Source organism: Pseudomonas sp. P5_152, assembly GCF_033989915.1.
In the GTDB taxonomy this organism is placed as follows: Bacteria; Pseudomonadota; Gammaproteobacteria; order Pseudomonadales; family Pseudomonadaceae; genus Aquipseudomonas.
Map to the genome: position 1 here is coordinate 5,010,207 of NZ_JASFAH010000002.1, position 16,655 is coordinate 5,026,861.

Genomic DNA, 16,655 nt, shown 5'->3' on the forward strand with positions numbered 1-16,655 from the left:
ACAAAAAAGCCCGCCCCGGTGTGAACCTGGGCGGGCTTTTTGTTGCGGCGGATTTTACACGGTCTGCTCGCTGTTGGTTTCCTCGGCCATACAGGCCGCAGCGGTGAAGAGCACGTCGGTGGAGGAGTTCAGTGCGGTTTCCGCCGAGTCCTGCAACACACCGATGATGAAACCGACCGCTACCACTTGCATGGCGATTTCGCTGGGGATGCCGAACAGGCTGCAGGCCAGGGGAATCAGCAGCAGCGAGCCGCCGGCGACACCCGAGGCGCCACAGGCGCAAATGGCCGCGACAATGCTCAGCAGGATGGCGGTGGGGATGTCCACGGCAATGCCCAGGGTGTGCACAGCCGCCAGGGTCAGCACGGTGATGGTGATTGCCGCGCCGGCCATGTTGATGGTGGCGCCCAGCGGGATGGAGACCGAGTAGGTGTCTTCATGCAGGCCCAGGCGCTTGCTCAACTCCAGGTTGACTGGAATGTTGGCCGCCGAGCTGCGGGTAAAGAAGGCGGTGATCCCGCTTTCACGCAGGCAGGTCAATACCAGCGGGTAAGGGTTGCGGCGCAGTTTCCAGTAGACGATGGCTGGGTTCATCACCAGTGCCACGAACAGCATGCAGCCTAGCAGCACGGCCAGCAGGTGCAGGTAGCCGACCAGCGCGCCGAAGCCCGAGGTAGCCAGGGTCGAGGCCACCAGGCCAAAAATCCCCAGCGGCGCAAATCGGATCACCAGGCGCACGATCAGGGTCACCCCGTTGGACAGGTCGCCCAGCACGGTGCGGGTGGTTTCGCCGGCGTGGCGGATAGCCACGCCCATGCCAATGGCCCAGGCCAGGATGCCGATGAAGTTGGCGTTCATCAGAGCGCTGACCGGGTTATCGACCACGCTCAGCAGCAGGCTTTGCAGGACCTCGGTGATCCCGCCGGGGGCGGTGATCGCCACATCATGGGTCGCCAGTACCAGGTTCGACGGGAACAGGGTGCTGGCCACCACCGCAACCACGGCCGCGGCAAAGGTGCCCAGCAGGTAGAGGAAGAGGATCGGGCGGATGTGGGTTTCCTGGCCGTGCTTGTGGTTGGCAATCGAGGCCATGACTAGCACGAACACCAGGATTGGGGCGACGGCCTTGAGCGCCGAGACAAACACCTTGCCGATGAACGCGGTGGACTTCGCCGCATCAGGCGCAAGCAGGGCCAGGGCAATCCCGGCGATCAGGCCGATGACAATCTGGGTGACCAGGCTGGTGCGTTTGAGTCTTTGCAAAAGAGTAGGCGGGGCAGCAGTCATAGCGGTATCTCTGATTTTTTTAGGGTGCCGTGAATCCATGTGGGGCCGCCAGCAACAAACGGGCAGGCTGGCGGAACCGGCAGGCAACGCGAACTGTCCAGTCTTTCGCGGGCGCGGACTTTAGCACAGCGTAGGCCGTATCCCGCAGACCTGTGACGATCTGACGCCAGCCTGGAAGGCGGTTCTGCACGTGTTGCTGCGGTACGGGGACGCATTCTGTTAAGATTCGCCATCCTTTTTTTCATCTCTGTGCAGTGGGCCCTCGGGCTATCGCTGGCGTTGTCGTTTTCTGGAGTTTTCCATGCTGTTGCCCATCCTGCTGTTGTCAGCCGCCGGATTTACCGTGCTGACCACGGAATTTGTCATTGTCGGGCTGTTGCCCTCGATTGCCCGCGACCTTGAGGTCAGCGTTTCCCAGGCGGGGCTGCTGGTGACCCTGTTCGCATTTACCGTCGCCGCCTTTGGTCCGTTCCTGACCGCGTACTGCGCGCGGTTCGAGCGTCGTCGCCTGTTTATCAGCGTGCTGATTCTGTTCGGCCTGGCCAACACTCTGGCGGCCTTGGCGCCCAACATCGGGGTGATGGCCCTGGCACGGCTGATACCGGCCCTGGGGTTGCCGGTGTTCTGGGCGCTGGCCAGCGAAACGGCGGTGGACATTGTCGGGCCGCAGTACGCCGGCCGGGCGATTGCCAAGATCGGCTTCGGGATCGTCTGCGCCACGGTGTTCGGCATCCCCGTGGGCACGCTGATCTCGGATGCATTTGGCTGGCGCAGTGCGTTCGCTATCCTCGCGGTGATTGCCTTCGCCAAGGCCTTGCTGCTGTTTATCTACCTGCCCCGCACCGATCTGCACCAGCAACAGGTGAGCTTGCGCGCGCAGTTCAAGATCCTGCGCAGCCCGTTGATGCAAGGCCATGTGCTGTTGTCGATCCTGGTGTTCAGCGGCATGTTCACTGCCTACACCTACCTGGCGGATATTCTTGAGCGCCTGGCCGGCTTCAACGGCACGCTGGTGGGCTGGTGCCTGATGGGCTTCGGTGCAGTCGGCCTGATCGGCAATTCGCTGGGTGGGCGCATGGTCGACCGCCATCCGTTGATCGCGTCCATGGTGTTTTGTGGCTTCATGGTCGGCGGCATGGTGGCACTGGTGCCGAGTATCCACTCGACACTCGGGCTGGCGGCGGCGATGGGCGTGTGGGGCGTGACCCAGGCGGCGTTGTTCCTGGTCAGCCATGTGCGCCTGATGAAGGCCGCACCCCAGGCGCCGGCCTTCGCTGCGTCACTGAACATCGCCGGGGCCAACCTGGGGATCGGCCTGGGCGCGCTGGTGGGCGGGCGGGTGATCGATACCCTGGGCCTGGGTAGCCTGGGCTTTGCCGCAGCCGGGTTCATTGTGCTGTCGATCGTGCTGGCCCTGCTGCTGATGAAGTTCAAGGCGCCGGTGGCCTGCGCCTGAAGCCCTAGAGACTGGTGAACAGCTCGCGCCCCCCTTCGGTGATGGCGACGATGCCCGGGTGCTTGACCTTGCGCTCCACTGAAATGGCGTAAAACGACTCCGTCACCGCATCGGTCTGGCCAATCAACTGCACACCGTACTGGCGCCGGACCTCATCGGCGATCACGCTGGGGCCGATAAAAATCCCGCTGCCGGATTGGCCAAACGCCTGCATCAGGGCGCTGTCATCAAACTCGCCGACAATCCGCGGCTGGATTTTCTGCTCGGCGAACCAGCGTTGCAAACGGCTGCGCACCACGGTTTCCTGGCCGGGAATCAGCAACGGGGCGCCGTGCAGGCAATGGGGGAAGTCGCTGCCGTAACGTTGCGCCAGCTCCCGGGTGGCAAAAAAACTGATGCCACATTCACCGAGTTTCTGGCTGTAGCCCTTGATGTCCAGGTGCGAGGGCATCGGGCTGTCGGAAATCACCAGGTCCAGGCGCTGGATCGCCAGGTCGGCCAGCAGACGCTCCAGCTTGTCCTCACGGCAAGTGATGCGCAGCGGCTCGGTCAACTCCATGGTGGGCGCGATCAGGCGATAGACGATGGACTTGGGCACCACGTCCGCGACGCCGACTCGAAACACGATCTGCTGTTCATTGGGCTGGGCCCGCAGCAGGGCTTCCAGTTCACCTCCCAACTGAAACATCTGCTCGGCGTAGGGCAGGGCCTGGCGGCCGGCCTCGGTCAACTCCAGTTGACGCCCGACCCGGCGAAACAGCTCGATGCCGTAGGTTTGTTCGAGCAGGCTGATCTGGCCGCTGATGGTCTGTGGCGTGAGGTTCAGTTGCTCGCACGTACGCACGATGCTGCCGGTCTTGGCCACGACCCAGAAGTAATGCAATTGCCGATAATTGAGCATGACAAGCGCCGATTCGTAAAAACCGAAGTATAGACGCTAAAAATACGAATTTTCCTGAAGTGTCAGTCTCCTTAGAATGCCTCGCTATCGACGGGCCGCTGTTACGGCCGTCTCTGTTCTAACGAGGAAAACCATGAAGACCTTCAAGACCCTGACGGCAGCGTCCGTACTGGCCGTTTCCGCACTGCTGTTGACGGGCTGTGACCAGGCTGAAAAAAGTGCCCAGCAATTGATGGGCAAGGCTGCCGAATCGGCCAAGCTGGCGATCGATGAGACCCACAAAGCGGCGGAACAGGCACTGAGCGATGCCACCGGCAATATCATCGGCAAAAAAGACAGCCCGGCCGATAGCGATAAAGAACAAAGTTCGTCGCAGGAAATCTAATCCGTTTAACACCGAGTCAGGACTGACCCATGGAATACCTTTTACAACTTGCTGCAAGCCCCACTGCCTGGGTCGCCCTGGCTACCCTGATCGTCATGGAAATCGTGCTCGGCATCGATAACCTGATCTTCATCTCGATCCTGACCAACAAGCTGCCCGAGCAACATCGGGCCAAGGCGCGCCGGATCGGTATCAGCATGGCCTTGGTGCTGCGCCTGGGCCTGTTGAGCACCATCGCCTTCATCGTGCAGTTGACTGCGCCGGTGATCGAGGTGCTAGGCCACGCGTTCTCCTGGAAAGACATGATCCTGATTGCCGGTGGCCTGTTCCTGTTGTGGAAGGCCACCACGGAAATCCACCACAGCATGGACCCGGCACCGGATGATCCGACGTCGAAAACTTCTGGTGTGACCTTGGGTTTTGCCGCGGCAATCGGCCAGATCCTGATGCTCGACCTGGTGTTCTCTATCGACAGCATCATCACCGCCGTCGGCATGACCGAGCATTTGCCGATCATGATCATCGCGGTGCTGGTGTCGGTGTTGGTGATGTTGTTGGCGGCTGAGCCTCTGGCCAAGTTCATCAATGACAACCCGACCGTGGTAATGCTGGCCCTGGGCTTCCTGATCATGATCGGCATGACCCTGATCGCCGAAGGTTTTGGCGCCCACGTACCAAAAGGCTACGTCTATGCGGCAATGGCGTTCTCGGCGGCAATCGAGGTGCTGAACATGCTGTCGCGTAAGGCCCGGCAGAAAAAGCTGGCCCAACAGGCGTAACGTCTGAAGGCAACAATCAACGGTCGTCTGCACCCAGGGTGCAGGCGGCCGTTTTGTTTTCTGGGGGGCGCTCAATGGGCAGAGGCGTGGGGTTGCTCGGGTTTGTGCTCAGGCGTCGGGGTTTGCGGCGCACGGTAGGCGTGGTGATGCCGGCGGGTTATGCGCAATACGCCCCACAGCATGGCCGCCGCTACGGCTAGCCAGCCAATGATCAGCAGCGCAACGGTGGTGATCAGGCTCATCAGTGCCTCCTCTTTGCCCTGCATCGGGCACATGCTTCTCGCAGGTGTCAGTCTAGCCGCTGTGATGTTGCAGGCTATTGACCAATGGTCGTGAGTCACTAACCAGTTTGCTCTATCAGCCGCAGCCGACTGCCGTTTAAGGCTATACCGCTGCTATGATCAGGGGCGAAGCCGGGACGCTGACGCCTGGCACCTGAACAAGTGAGTGATGATGTTGCCGGTACTTCCTCGATTTCGCTTTGCCTTGCTGGCTACCGCCTGCGTCTTGAGCCTGGCCGGGTGTGCCGGGAGTGTGCAGCCGGAAATCAAACGCCTGCCCGAGCGTGTCGAGCTCAGTGGCCGCTTCTATCGGGGCGACGCCTATCAGGGCGGCCCGCAGACCCTGGCCAGCCTGCTGTCGCAGCAGGGCGTGACGATTACCCCGGGATTGCTGGAAAAACCCTTGCGATTGCCCGGCGCCGAGGCGCAGTTGCAGCACAATATGCAGAAACTGGCCCGTGAATACGGGATGGTGGTCTATCCGCTGGACAGCAACCTGCCGGCACTGTTGACCCAGGTGGCCGCGGGTAACCCGGTGTGGCTGCGCTACACCGAGGGTTCGGCATTCTGGAAAGAGCCGCGGTATGCCTTGCTTGCCGGCTACAACCAACAGAAACAAACGGTGTTGCTGCGCTCAGGCCTGGAAAAGCGCCTGTTGATGGACTTCAAGTCCTTTGAGTCGGCTTTCCAAAGTGCAGGTGGCTGGGCGGTGCTGGTACAGGCGCCGACGCAGATACCGGCCAAGGTTGATCGCCAGCGCTGGCTGCAGGCGGCCAATGAGCTGAGCCAGGCAGGGCGCGAAGAGGCGGCCGCCCAAGCGACCCAGGCATTGAATAGCCAGAAATGAAAAACGGCGCCCTGGGGCGCCGTTTTACTGTGGGGCGGATCAATCCGCCGTTTGTGCCACACCGCTCTGGCGGCTCTTGAGGTTCTTGTCGGCTTTGTACTGCAAGGCCACTGCCGGTACCGTGCTGCTCTTGCCGGTTTCGACCCATTGGCGGATCCGGCTGGCGTCGGCGAAGTGCGTGTACTTGCCGAAGGCATCGAGGATCACTAGCGAAACCGGGCGACCACCCATTCGGGTAATCAGTACCAGGCAATGGCCGGCCTGGTTGGTAAACCCGGTCTTGGTCAGCTGGATGTCCCAATTATCCTTGCGCACCAGGTGATCGGTGTTGTGAAAGCCCAGGGTGTAGTTGGGCTTGCGGAACGCCACGGTTTTTTCCTTGGTGGTGCTCAGTTCGCTCAGTAGTGGGTACTTGCGTGCCGCCTGCACCAGTTTGCTCAGGTCGCGGGCGGTGGAGACGTTGCTGGTCGACAGGCCGGTGGGCTCGACATAGTGGGTGCTGGTCATGCCCAGCGCCTTGGCCTTGGCGTTCATGGCTGCGATAAAGGCCACGTAGCCGCCCGGGTAGTGGTGAGCCAGGCTCGCGGCGGCGCGGTTTTCCGAGGACATCAGGGTAATCAGCAGCATTTCCCTGCGTGGCAGCTCACTACCAATCTTGACCCGCGAGAACACGCCTTTCATTTCCGGGGTGTCGCTGATCGACACGGAAATGTATTCCTCCATGTTCTGTTTGGCTTCCAGCACCACCAGGCCGGTCATCAACTTGGTGACCGAGGCGATGGGTACCACCACGTCCGGGTTGCTGGCGTAGATCAGCTTGTTGGTCTGCAGGTCGATCAGCATCGCGCTGCCGGAGGCAATATGCAGTTTCGAGGTGTCGCGAGGTACTGCGGTGGTTTCTGCCGCGTTGACGCTCGGCGTCAAGACGGTGCCTGAAAATGCCAAAAAGAGACTCAGGATAGAAAGACGGATTTTCACGCGAGTGGACTCGATAAATGTGGGTATGCCGTTGTGCAACGGGCTTTTTCCAGAAAAACGTTACATTTTATGAGCGTAGCTGAGGAACTGTCGAATGTTCTTCGCTGGGCAGCGCAAAGCCCTTGTTTTCGAGTAAAAAACAGGGCTTTTCGACGAGTAGCCGCTGGCGGTGCCCAGAAACGACAAACCCCGCCAAGGGACGTAATGCTGTTCACTTAAGCATTTGAGCTCACGCCGGGCTTCCTAGAAAATCCGATGCCAGACCTCTGGCATCGGATTTTTTATGTCTGTTCAACAGGACCTGCTCGACCTCGACGACCTTTTTAACTTCTGCGACCTGAGCACCTTCACCCAAAACATTCCCATCGAGTGGGTAGCGTCTGCGCTCGACCTCTCCAGTCAGGCGACCATTCGCCGGCGGCGCCTGCCCGCTGATCAAGTGCTGTGGCTAGTGCTTGGCATGGCGTTATTTCGTGACGAGCCGGTTCACGAGGTGGCCAGGCGTTTGAACATCTGCGCCCAAGGCTTGGCCTCTGACCATTTGCTGGCGCGCAGTGGTGTAACCGAAGCTCGTAAACGGCTCGGCGCCGATCCTGTTGAGTGGTTGTTCCGCAAGACCGGCAACCATTGGGGCGCAGAGCGCTATGACGATGATGCCTGGCATAATTTGCAGGTTTTCGCGGTGGACGGTGCGCTTTTTCGCACCCCGGATACGCCCGAGCTTCGAGATCACTTCGGGTCGGGAAACACCCCCAGCGATCGCCAGACACCGTTTCCGATGCTGCGCCTGGTGGCGCTAATGAATGTGCGTTCGCACGTGATCCTAGATGCACAATTGAGCCCTTACCGACGCAGTGAAATGCGCCTGGCCGACGAGTTTTTGCAGCATATTCCCGACCACTCGGTGACGCTGTTCGACAAAGGGTTCTGGGGCGCGGAGCTGCTGTTGAGCCTAAGTAGAACGGGCACCAGCCGTCATTGGTTGATCCCGGCAAAAAAGGGACTGGTCTGCGAGGAAGTGGCCCGCTACAACCAGCGCGACCGTTTGGTGCGTATGAAAGTCTCGCCACAGGCCAGAAAGCGAAATCCGACTCTTCCCTCGCACTGGGAGGTACGCGAAGTCAGCTATGAAATTCAAGGCAAAGTGAAGACCGTGATGACGTCCTTGCCGGCCAAGACCTACACCACTAAGGCTGTTGCCAAACTTTATCAGGAGCGTTGGGAGATCGAGTTGGGTTTCAGGGACATCAAGAGTTCAATGCAACAGAACGCAATGACCTTGCGCAGCAAAAAAATCGAGCTGATCTATCAGGAAGTGTGGGGGCTGTTGCTGGCTTACAACGTGATTCGCCGGGAAGCGAGCCAAGCGGCGGTGGCGTTTGGTCGAGCGCCTTCGGACATCCGTTTCAAACCGGCCTGCCAGTACATCGCCGTGCAATTGATCGTGATGGCAGCAGCCAATCCAGTTTCAGCGACAGGGAGACGCTTGGCGGAACTGAGGGCAGGTATCGGGGGATTGTTTCTGGATCACCGCCCCAGGCCTTCGAGGCCAAGGACGGTGAAGATTTCAAAGACCCGGTTCCCAGTGGACCGTGAGGCTGCTCCGCTTAAGTGAACAGCATTACGCCAAGGGACGGGGTTTGCATTTTGAAACACCAGCTCGAGCCCAGAGTTACCCGTGCAGGGTTTCCGCGGCATACAGGGTGTTTTCCAGCAGGCAGGCACGGGTCATCGGGCCGACGCCGCCTGGCACCGGGGTGATCCAGCCAGCGCGGGGCAGGGCGGTTTCGTAGATCACGTCGCCGACCAGCTTGCCGTCGTCCTGGCGGTTGATGCCGACGTCGATCACGATCGCCCCTTCCTTGATCCACTCGCCCTTGACCAGGCCCGGCTTGCCGGCGGCCACTACCACCAGGTCGGCGCGGCCGACGTGGCCGGCCAGGTCCTTGGTGAAGCGGTGGGTCACGGTCACGGTGCAGCCGGCCAGCAGCAGTTCCATCGCCATCGGGCGACCGACAATGTTGGATGCGCCGACAATCACCGCGTCCATCCCGTAGAGATCGGCCCCGGTGCTTTCCAGCAGGGTCATGATGCCTTTAGGGGTGCACGGGCGCAGCAGGGGGATGCGCTGGGCCAGGCGGCCGACGTTATAAGGGTGGAAACCGTCGACGTCTTTGTCCGGGCGAATGCGCTCCAGCAGTTTGGAGGCGTCCAGGTGTTCCGGCAGGGGCAGTTGCAGCAGTACGCCGTCGATGTTCGGGTCTTCATTGAGACGGTCGATCAGGTCGGTCAGGGCTTGCTGGGTGGTGTCAGCGGGCAGGTCGTAGGCTTGGGAGAGGAAGCCGACCTCTTCACAGTCTTTACGCTTGTGCGAGACATAAACCTGAGAGGCGGGATCGCTGCCGACCAGGATCACCGCGAGGCCTGGCGTGCGCAGACCTTGCTGGCGACGCTCGGCAACACGTTTGGCGATCTGCTGGCGCAGGCTGGCGGCGATCGATTTGCCGTCGATTAGTTGTGCAGTCATTGCGCGTGATTAACCATCGAGAGGGGGAAGAAAAGAGAGCGCATTCTCGCATGCCAGGACGTGAGGGCAAAGGCGCTTGGTCTGCAAATTCCCCTAAGCCCTTTAATTAAATGAATTTTTCTCAAAAATCATTTGACGACCTGTAGGTGGCTCTATACTATTCGTCGCACTTGTCGGGCACAGCCTAGCACTGGTTAGGAAGGTCGAGCGGAATCAACATTCTGCAAGACTGGAAAGCACTTAGTTTGTAGTCCTCCAAGAGTACAGATTAATAAGGCGCCCGTAGCTCAGCTGGATAGAGCATCCGCCTTCTAAGCGGATGGTCGCAGGTTCGAGTCCTGCCGGGTGCGCCATTAGGCAGCTTTGGCACAAGTAACGCGATATGGTGGGCGTAGCTCAGTTGGTAGAGCACGGGATTGTGACTCCCGTTGTCGTGGGTTCGATCCCCATCGTCCACCCCATATTTCGAAAGGCGCCCGATTAACAGTCTGGCGCCTTTGCTTTAAAGGCTTCAACTCGCGGATGTGGTGGAATTGGTAGACACACTGGATTTAGGTTCCAGCGCCGCGAGGCGTAAGAGTTCGAGTCTCTTCATCCGCACCAAATAAAGCTTCATTCATGTCGGTTGGCATGGGCGGGGTTCAACGAAGAAGTGATTTGGCTTCTTTGTTACGCAATATGGTGGGCGTAGCTCAGTTGGTAGAGCACGGGATTGTGACTCCCGTTGTCGTGGGTTCGATCCCCATCGTCCACCCCATATTTCGAAAGGCGCCAGATTTAACAGTCTGGCGCCTTTTTTGTTTTTGCTGGCTAGAAAGTTCAGCGGCTGCAGGTACTGGGCCGTAGGGGCAGGGCGTTTCGTCGTATTTGTGTTTCTCGATGATGCTGCGCTGCCCGCTGTTCCTGCTCGCAGGATCGGCTGTCGGGGTCATGCCCAGTCGCCTCTTCTATATAAAGGAAGGGTTGGCGCAGAGCCCTGGCGTGATTGGCTGTATTTGCCATGGGGGCGAGGTGCTTTGGTGTATCCGCCCTTATAAATTGCCTGCTGCTTTTTTACCCGTTCTCAGTAGGGTGACTTCTTGAGTTTGACCCACTAGAATGCATGCCCTTGATTCTGGGGTCGGAAACGGCCGGCTAACGTCTGTGCAACGAGGAATATCCATGCAAGTTTCTGTTGAAAATACTTCTGCTCTTGAGCGCCGCATGAGCGTCACCGTGCCGGCTGAGCGCATCGAGACTCAGGTCAACAAGCGTCTGCAGCAGACTGCCCAAAAGGCCAAGATTGCTGGCTTCCGTCCAGGCAAAGTGCCAATGAGCGAAATCAAGCGCCGTTTCGGTGCTGATGCTCGCCAGGAAGCTGTAGGCGACGTGATCCAGTCCTCCTTCTACGAAGCTGTGGTTGAGCAGAAGCTGAACCCGGCAGGTTCGCCATCGATCGAGCCAAAATCGCTCGAAGCTGGCAAGGACCTGGAATACGTTGCTGTGTTCGAAGTGTTCCCTGAGTTCACCGTTGCCGGTTTCGAATCCATCGCAGTCGAGCGCTTGAGCGCTGACGTGGCGGACGCTGATCTGGACAAGATGCTGGACATCCTGCGCAAGCAGAACGTGCGTTACGAAGCAGTCGATCGCGCGGCCCAGAACGATGACCAACTGAACATCGATTTCGTTGGCAAGGTTGACGGCGAAGTGTTTGCCGGTGGTTCCGCCAAGGGTACTCAGCTGGTGCTGGGCTCTGGCCGCATGATCCCGGGCTTCGAAGAAGGCCTGGTAGGCGCCAAGGCGGGCGAAGAGCGCGTTCTGAACCTGACCTTCCCGGAAAACTACCAGAACCTGGACCTGGCTAACAAAGCAGCCGAGTTCACCGTGACCGTGAACACTGTTTCCGAGCCGAAACTGCCTGAATTGACCGAAGAATTCTTCGCCCAGTTCGGTATCAAAGAGTCTGGCATCGACGGTTTCCGCGCCGAAGTTCGTAAGAACATGGAGCGCGAGCTGCGTCAGGCGATCAAATCCAAGGTCAAGAATCAGGTAATGGACGGTCTGCTGGCCGCCAACCCGATCGAAGTGCCCAAGGCCCTGCTGGAGAACGAAGTGAACCGTCTGCGCGTGCAGGCTGTTCAGCAGTTCGGTGGCAACATCAAGCCTGATCAACTGCCTGCCGAGCTGTTCGAAGAACAAGCCAAGCGTCGCGTTGTGCTGGGTCTGGTCGTGGCTGAAGTGGTCAAGCAATTCGACCTCAAGCCTGACGAAAACCGCGTACGTGAACTGATCCAGGAAATGGCTTCGGCCTACCAGGAGCCAGAAGCAGTAGTGTCCTGGTACTACAAAAACGACGAGCAGCTGAACGAAGTTCGTTCGGTTGTGCTGGAAGAGCAAGTTGTGGATACTGTTCTGCAGAAAGCTAGCGTGACCGACAAATCGGTCTCTTACGAAGAAGCGGTCAAGCCGGTAGAAGCTCCACAAGCCGACTGATTGTTTTTGCGTTAGAAGCACACACATAAGCCAGCCTTCGAGCTGGCTTATGCGTATTCAAGACATAACTATTTGGGAGTGACTGCAGAGCATGTTCCGTAATTCGTATATTCAGCAGAACTCTGATATCCAGGCCGCAGGCGGCCTGGTCCCGATGGTTGTCGAGCAGTCTGCTCGTGGCGAACGCGCCTATGACATCTACTCGCGCCTCCTCAAGGAGCGGGTGATTTTTCTGGTTGGTCCGGTAGAGGACTACATGGCCAACCTGATCTGTGCGCAGCTGCTGTTCCTTGAAGCGGAAAACCCGGACAAGGACATCCATCTCTATATCAACTCCCCGGGCGGTTCGGTGACAGCGGGCATGTCGATCTACGACACCATGCAGTTCATCAAGCCAAACGTGTCGACTACCTGTATCGGTCAAGCGTGCAGCATGGGTGCATTCCTGCTGACGGCCGGTGCTGCCGGCAAGCGTTATTGCCTGCCGAACTCGCGTGTGATGATTCACCAGCCACTGGGTGGTTTCCAGGGCCAGGCCTCGGATATCGAAATCCATGCCAAGGAAATCCTCTTCATCCGTGAGCGTCTCAATACGCTGATGGCCAAGCATAGCGGGCACACGCTGGAAGAAATCGAGCGTGACACCAACCGCGATAACTTCATGAGTGCAGAAGCCGCGCGTGAGTACGGCCTGATCGACGAAGTGATCGCCCAGCGCCCAGCTTAAAAATAAGCAGCTCAAAATAGGCTTGGTGGGCTGGTCTGATCACCGGCGGGCTTGAAAAAGCCCGCAATAGCCTTCATCTTGTGTTGCAAGCCTATCGGATTTGGATCGAACGAATGACTGACACCCGCAACGGCGAGGACAACGGCAAGCTGCTCTATTGCTCCTTCTGTGGCAAAAGCCAGCATGAAGTGCGCAAATTGATTGCCGGCCCCTCGGTCTTTATCTGCGACGAGTGCGTCGACCTGTGCAATGACATCATCCGTGAGGAGGTGCAGGAAGCCCAGGCCGAGAGCAGCGCGCATAAATTGCCTTCGCCTAAAGAAATCAGCGGCATCCTTGATCAATATGTGATTGGTCAAGAACGTGCGAAAAAGGTTCTGGCCGTAGCGGTATACAACCACTACAAGCGCCTGAACCAGCGTGACAAGAAGAATGACGACGTCGAACTCGGCAAGAGCAACATCTTGCTGATCGGCCCGACAGGCTCGGGTAAAACCCTGCTTGCCGAAACCCTGGCTCGTCTGCTGAATGTACCGTTCACCATCGCTGACGCGACCACCCTCACCGAGGCGGGTTACGTGGGCGAAGATGTTGAGAACATCATTCAGAAGTTGCTGCAGAAGTGCGATTACGACGTAGAGAAAGCTCAAATGGGCATCGTCTACATCGATGAAATCGACAAGATTTCGCGCAAGTCTGACAACCCGTCCATCACCCGGGATGTTTCCGGTGAAGGCGTGCAGCAAGCCTTGCTCAAGTTGATCGAAGGCACGGTCGCTTCCGTTCCACCACAAGGTGGTCGCAAGCATCCGCAGCAGGAATTCCTGCAGGTCGACACTCGTAACATCCTGTTCATCTGCGGTGGTGCGTTCTCCGGTCTGGAAAAGGTTATTCAAAACCGTTCCACCAAGGGCGGCATCGGTTTCAACGCAGAAGTTCGCAGCAAGGAAGAAGGCAAGAAGGTGGGTGAGTCCCTGCGTGAAGTCGAGCCTGACGATCTGGTCAAGTTCGGTCTGATCCCGGAATTCGTTGGCCGTCTGCCGGTGCTGGCGACGCTGGACGAGCTCGACGAGGCTGCTTTGATGCAGATTCTCACCGAGCCGAAAAATGCTCTGACCAAACAGTATGCCAAGCTGTTCGAGATGGAAGGCGTTGATCTGGAGTTCCGCTCCGACGCCCTGAAATCGGTCGCCAAACGTGCCCTGGAACGCAAGACCGGTGCCCGTGGATTGCGCTCGATCCTCGAAGGTGTACTGCTCGACACTATGTACGAAATCCCCTCGCAGTCCGAGGTGAGTAAAGTAGTGATCGATGAAAGCGTTATAGAAGGCAAGTCCAAGCCACTGTATATCTATGAAAACAGTGAGCCGGCTGCCAAGGCAGCGCCAGACGCGTAAGCGTCGCACTGCTGGATAAAGAAGGGGCCTTCGGGCCCCTTTGCTTTTGTACAGGCTGTTGCCGGCTGCGATCTTTATCGAGCGCGGTTAATCAGCTTGTTTTTTTGCAAGGCAGCCCCCATCTTGGTTTCAAGCTTACTTCCATCTGTTTACGGCCTTATGGCCGCCGTAGAGGCGAAATCATGAAGACAACCATCGAATTGCCTCTCCTGCCATTGCGTGATGTCGTGGTTTATCCGCACATGGTTATCCCGCTGTTCGTGGGGCGCGAGAAATCTATCGAAGCCCTCGAGGCCGCGATGACGGGCGACAAGCAGATCCTGCTGCTGGCCCAGAGAAACCCTGCCGACGACGATCCCGGAGAAGACGCGCTGTATCGCGTCGGGACCATCGCCACCGTGCTGCAATTGCTCAAGCTGCCTGATGGCACCGTCAAGGTGTTGGTCGAGGGTGAGCAACGTGGTGCTGTCGAGCGTTTCATTGAAGTGGACGGCCACTGCCGTGCCGAAGTTTCCCTGATCGACGAAGTCGACGCGCCAGAGCGCGAGTCGGAAGTGTTCGTTCGCAGTTTGCTGTCGCAGTTCGAACAGTACGTTCAACTGGGCAAGAAAGTCCCTGCCGAAGTCCTGTCGTCGCTCAACAGCATCGACGAGCCAGGTCGCCTGGTCGATACCATGGCCGCGCACATGGCGCTGAAAATCGAGCAGAAGCAGGAAATCCTCGAGATTCTCGACCTGTCGGCCCGTGTCGAACACGTGCTGGCGTTGCTGGATGCGGAAATCGACCTGCTGCAAGTCGAAAAACGCATTCGTGGCCGGGTCAAGAAACAAATGGAGCGCAGTCAGCGCGAGTACTACCTGAATGAGCAGATGAAGGCCATTCAGAAAGAGCTCGGCGACAGCGAAGAAGGCCACAACGAAGTCGAAGAGCTGAAAAAGCGCATCGATGCCGCCGGCCTGCCAAAAGATGCACTGGCCAAGGCCCTGGCTGAGCTGAACAAGCTCAAGCAAATGTCGCCGATGTCGGCCGAAGCGACCGTAGTGCGCACCTACATCGACTGGCTGGTCCAGGTGCCATGGAAGGCGCAGAGCAAGGTCCGCCTGGACCTGGCGCGTGCCGAAGACATTCTCGACGCCGACCACTATGGTCTGGAAGAAGTCAAAGAGCGGATCCTCGAATACCTCGCCGTGCAAAAGCGCGTGAAGAAAATTCGTGGTCCGGTGTTGTGTCTGGTCGGTCCTCCTGGGGTCGGTAAAACTTCCCTGGCCGAGTCGATTGCCCACGCCACCAACCGTAAATTTGTCCGTATGGCCCTGGGTGGCGTGCGTGACGAAGCGGAAATCCGTGGTCATCGCCGTACTTACATCGGTTCGATGCCAGGAAGATTGATTCAAAAGATGACCAAAGTAGGGGTGCGCAACCCGCTGTTCCTGCTCGATGAAATCGACAAGATGGGCAGCGACATGCGAGGCGACCCGGCATCGGCCTTGCTGGAAGTACTCGACCCCGAGCAGAACCACAATTTCAACGATCACTATCTGGAAGTCGACTACGACCTGTCCGATGTGATGTTCCTGTGCACCTCGAACTCGATGAACATTCCCGCGGCGCTGCTCGACCGTATGGAAGTGATCCGCCTGCCGGGTTACACCGAAGACGAGAAGATCAACATTGCGGTCAAATACCTGTCGCCCAAGCAGATCCAGGCCAACGGCCTGAAGAAGGGCGAGCTGGAATTTGAAGCCGAAGCGATCCGCGACATCATCCGCTACTACACCCGCGAAGCCGGTGTGCGTGGGCTGGAGCGCCAGATTGCCAAGGTCTGCCGCAAGACTGTCAAAGAGCACGCGTTGGAAAAACGCTTCTCGGTGAAGGTTACGGCCGACATGCTCGAGCACTTCCTGGGCGTGCGCAAATTCCGCTACGGCCTGGCTGAGCAGCAGGACCAGGTGGGCCAAGTGACGGGCCTGGCATGGACCCAGGTGGGCGGTGAATTGCTGACCATCGAAGCGGCCGTGGTCCCGGGCAAGGGGCAATTGATCAAGACCGGTTCGCTGGGCGATGTGATGGTCGAATCGATCACCGCAGCCCTGACGGTTGTACGCAGTCGGGCCAAGAGCCTGGGGATCCCCCTGGACTTCCATGAGAAGCGCGACACCCACATCCACATGCCGGAAGGGGCTACGCCCAAAGACGGTCCTAGTGCGGGTGTAGGCATGTGCACGGCACTGGTGTCGGCACTGACCGGGATCCCGGTACGGGCGGATGTCGCCATGACCGGCGAAATCACCCTGCGCGGTCAGGTCCTGGCCATCGGTGGCCTGAAGGAAAAACTGCTGGCGGCACATCGCGGCGGGATCAAGACGGTGATCATTCCTGAAGAGAACGTACGCGATCTGAAGGAAATTCCCGACAACATCAAGCAAGATCTTCAGATTAAACCGGTTAAATGGATTGACGAGGTCCTGCAAATTGCGCTGCAATACGCGCCGGAGCCCTTGCCCGATGTGGCTCCCGAGATAGTTGCAAAGGATGAAAAACGCGAGTCTGACTCTAAGGAAAGAATTAGCACGCATTAGTACGTATTAGCCTGGGGGGCTTCCTTGACAGTTTTTTAG

At 58.5% G+C, this 16,655-nt stretch carries 14 protein-coding genes and 4 tRNA genes; 13 read left to right on the forward strand and 5 right to left on the reverse strand.

Annotation, left to right across the window (positions count from 1 at the left end):
* Positions 1-54: 54 nt before the first annotated feature.
* Positions 55-1,287 carry a serine/threonine transporter SstT gene (gene sstT / locus QMK50_RS22805; protein WP_159994583.1) on the reverse strand — a complete coding sequence of 411 codons (1,233 nt, stop codon included), beginning with the start codon at positions 1,285-1,287 and terminating at the stop codon, positions 55-57.
* 301 nt (positions 1,288-1,588) lie between these two features.
* On the opposite strand from sstT, the gene QMK50_RS22810 reads away from it, so the two are divergent.
* Positions 1,589-2,743: an MFS transporter gene (locus QMK50_RS22810; RefSeq protein WP_095167779.1), complete on the forward strand. Its 1,155-nt coding sequence runs from the start codon at positions 1,589-1,591 to the stop codon at positions 2,741-2,743.
* A 4-nt stretch (positions 2,744-2,747) separates the two neighbouring features.
* Here the strand turns inward: QMK50_RS22810 and nhaR are convergent, their stop codons facing one another.
* Positions 2,748-3,644 carry a transcriptional activator NhaR gene (gene nhaR / locus QMK50_RS22815; protein ID WP_320334030.1) on the reverse strand — a complete coding sequence of 299 codons (897 nt, stop codon included), beginning with the start codon at positions 3,642-3,644 and terminating at the stop codon, positions 2,748-2,750.
* Between the two features lie 133 nt (positions 3,645-3,777).
* Between nhaR and QMK50_RS22820 the strand changes: the two genes are divergently transcribed.
* Both QMK50_RS22820 and QMK50_RS22825 read left to right on the forward strand, forming a co-directional pair.
* Positions 3,778-4,029, forward strand: coding sequence for a hypothetical protein (locus QMK50_RS22820; RefSeq protein WP_095167782.1), 252 nt, complete (start codon positions 3,778-3,780; stop codon positions 4,027-4,029).
* A 29-nt stretch (positions 4,030-4,058) separates the two neighbouring features.
* Positions 4,059-4,808, forward strand: a complete 750-nt coding sequence (locus QMK50_RS22825; protein WP_159994587.1) for a TerC family protein — start codon at positions 4,059-4,061, stop codon at positions 4,806-4,808.
* Between the two features lie 71 nt (positions 4,809-4,879).
* On the opposite strand, the gene QMK50_RS22830 is transcribed toward QMK50_RS22825, so the two are convergent.
* The gene (locus tag QMK50_RS22830; RefSeq protein ID WP_095167786.1) at positions 4,880-5,083 is read right to left on the reverse strand and encodes a hypothetical protein; all 204 of its coding nucleotides are present in this window, start codon (positions 5,081-5,083) and stop codon (positions 4,880-4,882) included.
* 175 nt (positions 5,084-5,258) lie between these two features.
* Between QMK50_RS22830 and QMK50_RS22835 the strand changes: the two genes are divergently transcribed.
* Positions 5,259-5,936 (forward strand): peptidase C39 family protein, encoded by a 678-nt coding sequence (locus QMK50_RS22835; RefSeq protein WP_320334031.1) that lies wholly within the window; start codon positions 5,259-5,261, stop codon positions 5,934-5,936.
* Positions 5,937-5,975: 39 nt separating this feature from the next.
* On the opposite strand, the gene pbpG is transcribed toward QMK50_RS22835, so the two are convergent.
* Positions 5,976-6,914 carry a D-alanyl-D-alanine endopeptidase gene (pbpG, locus tag QMK50_RS22840; RefSeq protein ID WP_095167790.1) on the reverse strand — a complete coding sequence of 313 codons (939 nt, stop codon included), beginning with the start codon at positions 6,912-6,914 and terminating at the stop codon, positions 5,976-5,978.
* Positions 6,915-7,197: 283 nt separating this feature from the next.
* Here pbpG and QMK50_RS22845 point away from each other — a divergent pair, with 283 nt between their 5' ends.
* Positions 7,198-8,529, forward strand: coding sequence for an IS4 family transposase (locus tag QMK50_RS22845; RefSeq protein WP_320332658.1), 1,332 nt, complete (start codon positions 7,198-7,200; stop codon positions 8,527-8,529).
* Between the two features lie 57 nt (positions 8,530-8,586).
* Here QMK50_RS22845 and folD read toward each other — a convergent pair whose 3' ends face one another.
* A complete protein-coding gene (gene folD, locus QMK50_RS22850) occupies positions 8,587-9,441 on the reverse strand; it encodes a bifunctional methylenetetrahydrofolate dehydrogenase/methenyltetrahydrofolate cyclohydrolase FolD (RefSeq protein ID WP_095167791.1) in 855 nt (284 codons plus the stop codon).
* A 276-nt stretch (positions 9,442-9,717) separates the two neighbouring features.
* Between folD and QMK50_RS22855 the strand changes: the two genes are divergently transcribed.
* The 8 genes from QMK50_RS22855 to lon all read left to right on the forward strand — a co-directional run bounded on the left by QMK50_RS22855 (position 9,718) and on the right by lon (position 16,616).
* Positions 9,718-9,794 (forward strand) — tRNA-Arg (locus tag QMK50_RS22855).
* A gap of 32 nt (positions 9,795-9,826) precedes the next feature.
* Positions 9,827-9,902, forward strand: a tRNA-His gene (locus QMK50_RS22860).
* A 57-nt stretch (positions 9,903-9,959) separates the two neighbouring features.
* Positions 9,960-10,044 (forward strand) — tRNA-Leu (locus QMK50_RS22865).
* Between the two features lie 78 nt (positions 10,045-10,122).
* A tRNA-His gene (locus QMK50_RS22870) sits at positions 10,123-10,198 on the forward strand.
* Positions 10,199-10,602: 404 nt separating this feature from the next.
* Entirely contained in the window at positions 10,603-11,913 is a 1,311-nt protein-coding gene (tig, locus tag QMK50_RS22875) for a trigger factor (RefSeq protein ID WP_095167793.1), read from the forward strand.
* A 91-nt stretch (positions 11,914-12,004) separates the two neighbouring features.
* The gene (clpP, locus tag QMK50_RS22880) at positions 12,005-12,640 is read left to right on the forward strand and encodes an ATP-dependent Clp endopeptidase proteolytic subunit ClpP (RefSeq protein ID WP_095167796.1); all 636 of its coding nucleotides are present in this window, start codon (positions 12,005-12,007) and stop codon (positions 12,638-12,640) included.
* A 113-nt stretch (positions 12,641-12,753) separates the two neighbouring features.
* Positions 12,754-14,037 (forward strand): ATP-dependent Clp protease ATP-binding subunit ClpX, encoded by a 1,284-nt coding sequence (gene clpX, locus QMK50_RS22885; RefSeq protein ID WP_095167797.1) that lies wholly within the window; start codon positions 12,754-12,756, stop codon positions 14,035-14,037.
* Positions 14,038-14,219: 182 nt separating this feature from the next.
* Positions 14,220-16,616, forward strand: coding sequence for an endopeptidase La (lon, locus tag QMK50_RS22890; RefSeq protein ID WP_095167799.1), 2,397 nt, complete (start codon positions 14,220-14,222; stop codon positions 16,614-16,616).
* Positions 16,617-16,655 lie beyond the last annotated feature (39 nt).

Excerpts from the sequence above, each read along its gene's own strand:
- clpX (WP_095167797.1), top strand. The coding sequence starts at position 12,754 with ATGACTGACACCCGCAACGGCGAGGACAACGGCAAGCTGCTCTATTGC.
- QMK50_RS22835 (WP_320334031.1), top strand. The coding sequence starts at position 5,259 with ATGATGTTGCCGGTACTTCCTCGATTTCGCTTTGCCTTGCTGGCTACC.
- folD (WP_095167791.1), bottom strand. The coding sequence starts at position 9,441 with ATGACTGCACAACTAATCGACGGCAAATCGATCGCCGCCAGCCTGCGC.
- nhaR (WP_320334030.1), bottom strand. The coding sequence starts at position 3,644 with ATGCTCAATTATCGGCAATTGCATTACTTCTGGGTCGTGGCCAAGACC.
- QMK50_RS22825 (WP_159994587.1), top strand. The coding sequence starts at position 4,059 with ATGGAATACCTTTTACAACTTGCTGCAAGCCCCACTGCCTGGGTCGCC.
- QMK50_RS22845 (WP_320332658.1), top strand. The coding sequence starts at position 7,198 with ATGTCTGTTCAACAGGACCTGCTCGACCTCGACGACCTTTTTAACTTC.
- tig (WP_095167793.1), top strand. The coding sequence starts at position 10,603 with ATGCAAGTTTCTGTTGAAAATACTTCTGCTCTTGAGCGCCGCATGAGC.
- lon (WP_095167799.1), top strand. The coding sequence starts at position 14,220 with ATGAAGACAACCATCGAATTGCCTCTCCTGCCATTGCGTGATGTCGTG.
- sstT (WP_159994583.1), bottom strand. The coding sequence starts at position 1,287 with ATGACTGCTGCCCCGCCTACTCTTTTGCAAAGACTCAAACGCACCAGC.
- clpP (WP_095167796.1), top strand. The coding sequence starts at position 12,005 with ATGTTCCGTAATTCGTATATTCAGCAGAACTCTGATATCCAGGCCGCA.
- QMK50_RS22830 (WP_095167786.1), bottom strand. The coding sequence starts at position 5,083 with ATGTGCCCGATGCAGGGCAAAGAGGAGGCACTGATGAGCCTGATCACC.
- QMK50_RS22820 (WP_095167782.1), top strand. The coding sequence starts at position 3,778 with ATGAAGACCTTCAAGACCCTGACGGCAGCGTCCGTACTGGCCGTTTCC.
- QMK50_RS22810 (WP_095167779.1), top strand. The coding sequence starts at position 1,589 with ATGCTGTTGCCCATCCTGCTGTTGTCAGCCGCCGGATTTACCGTGCTG.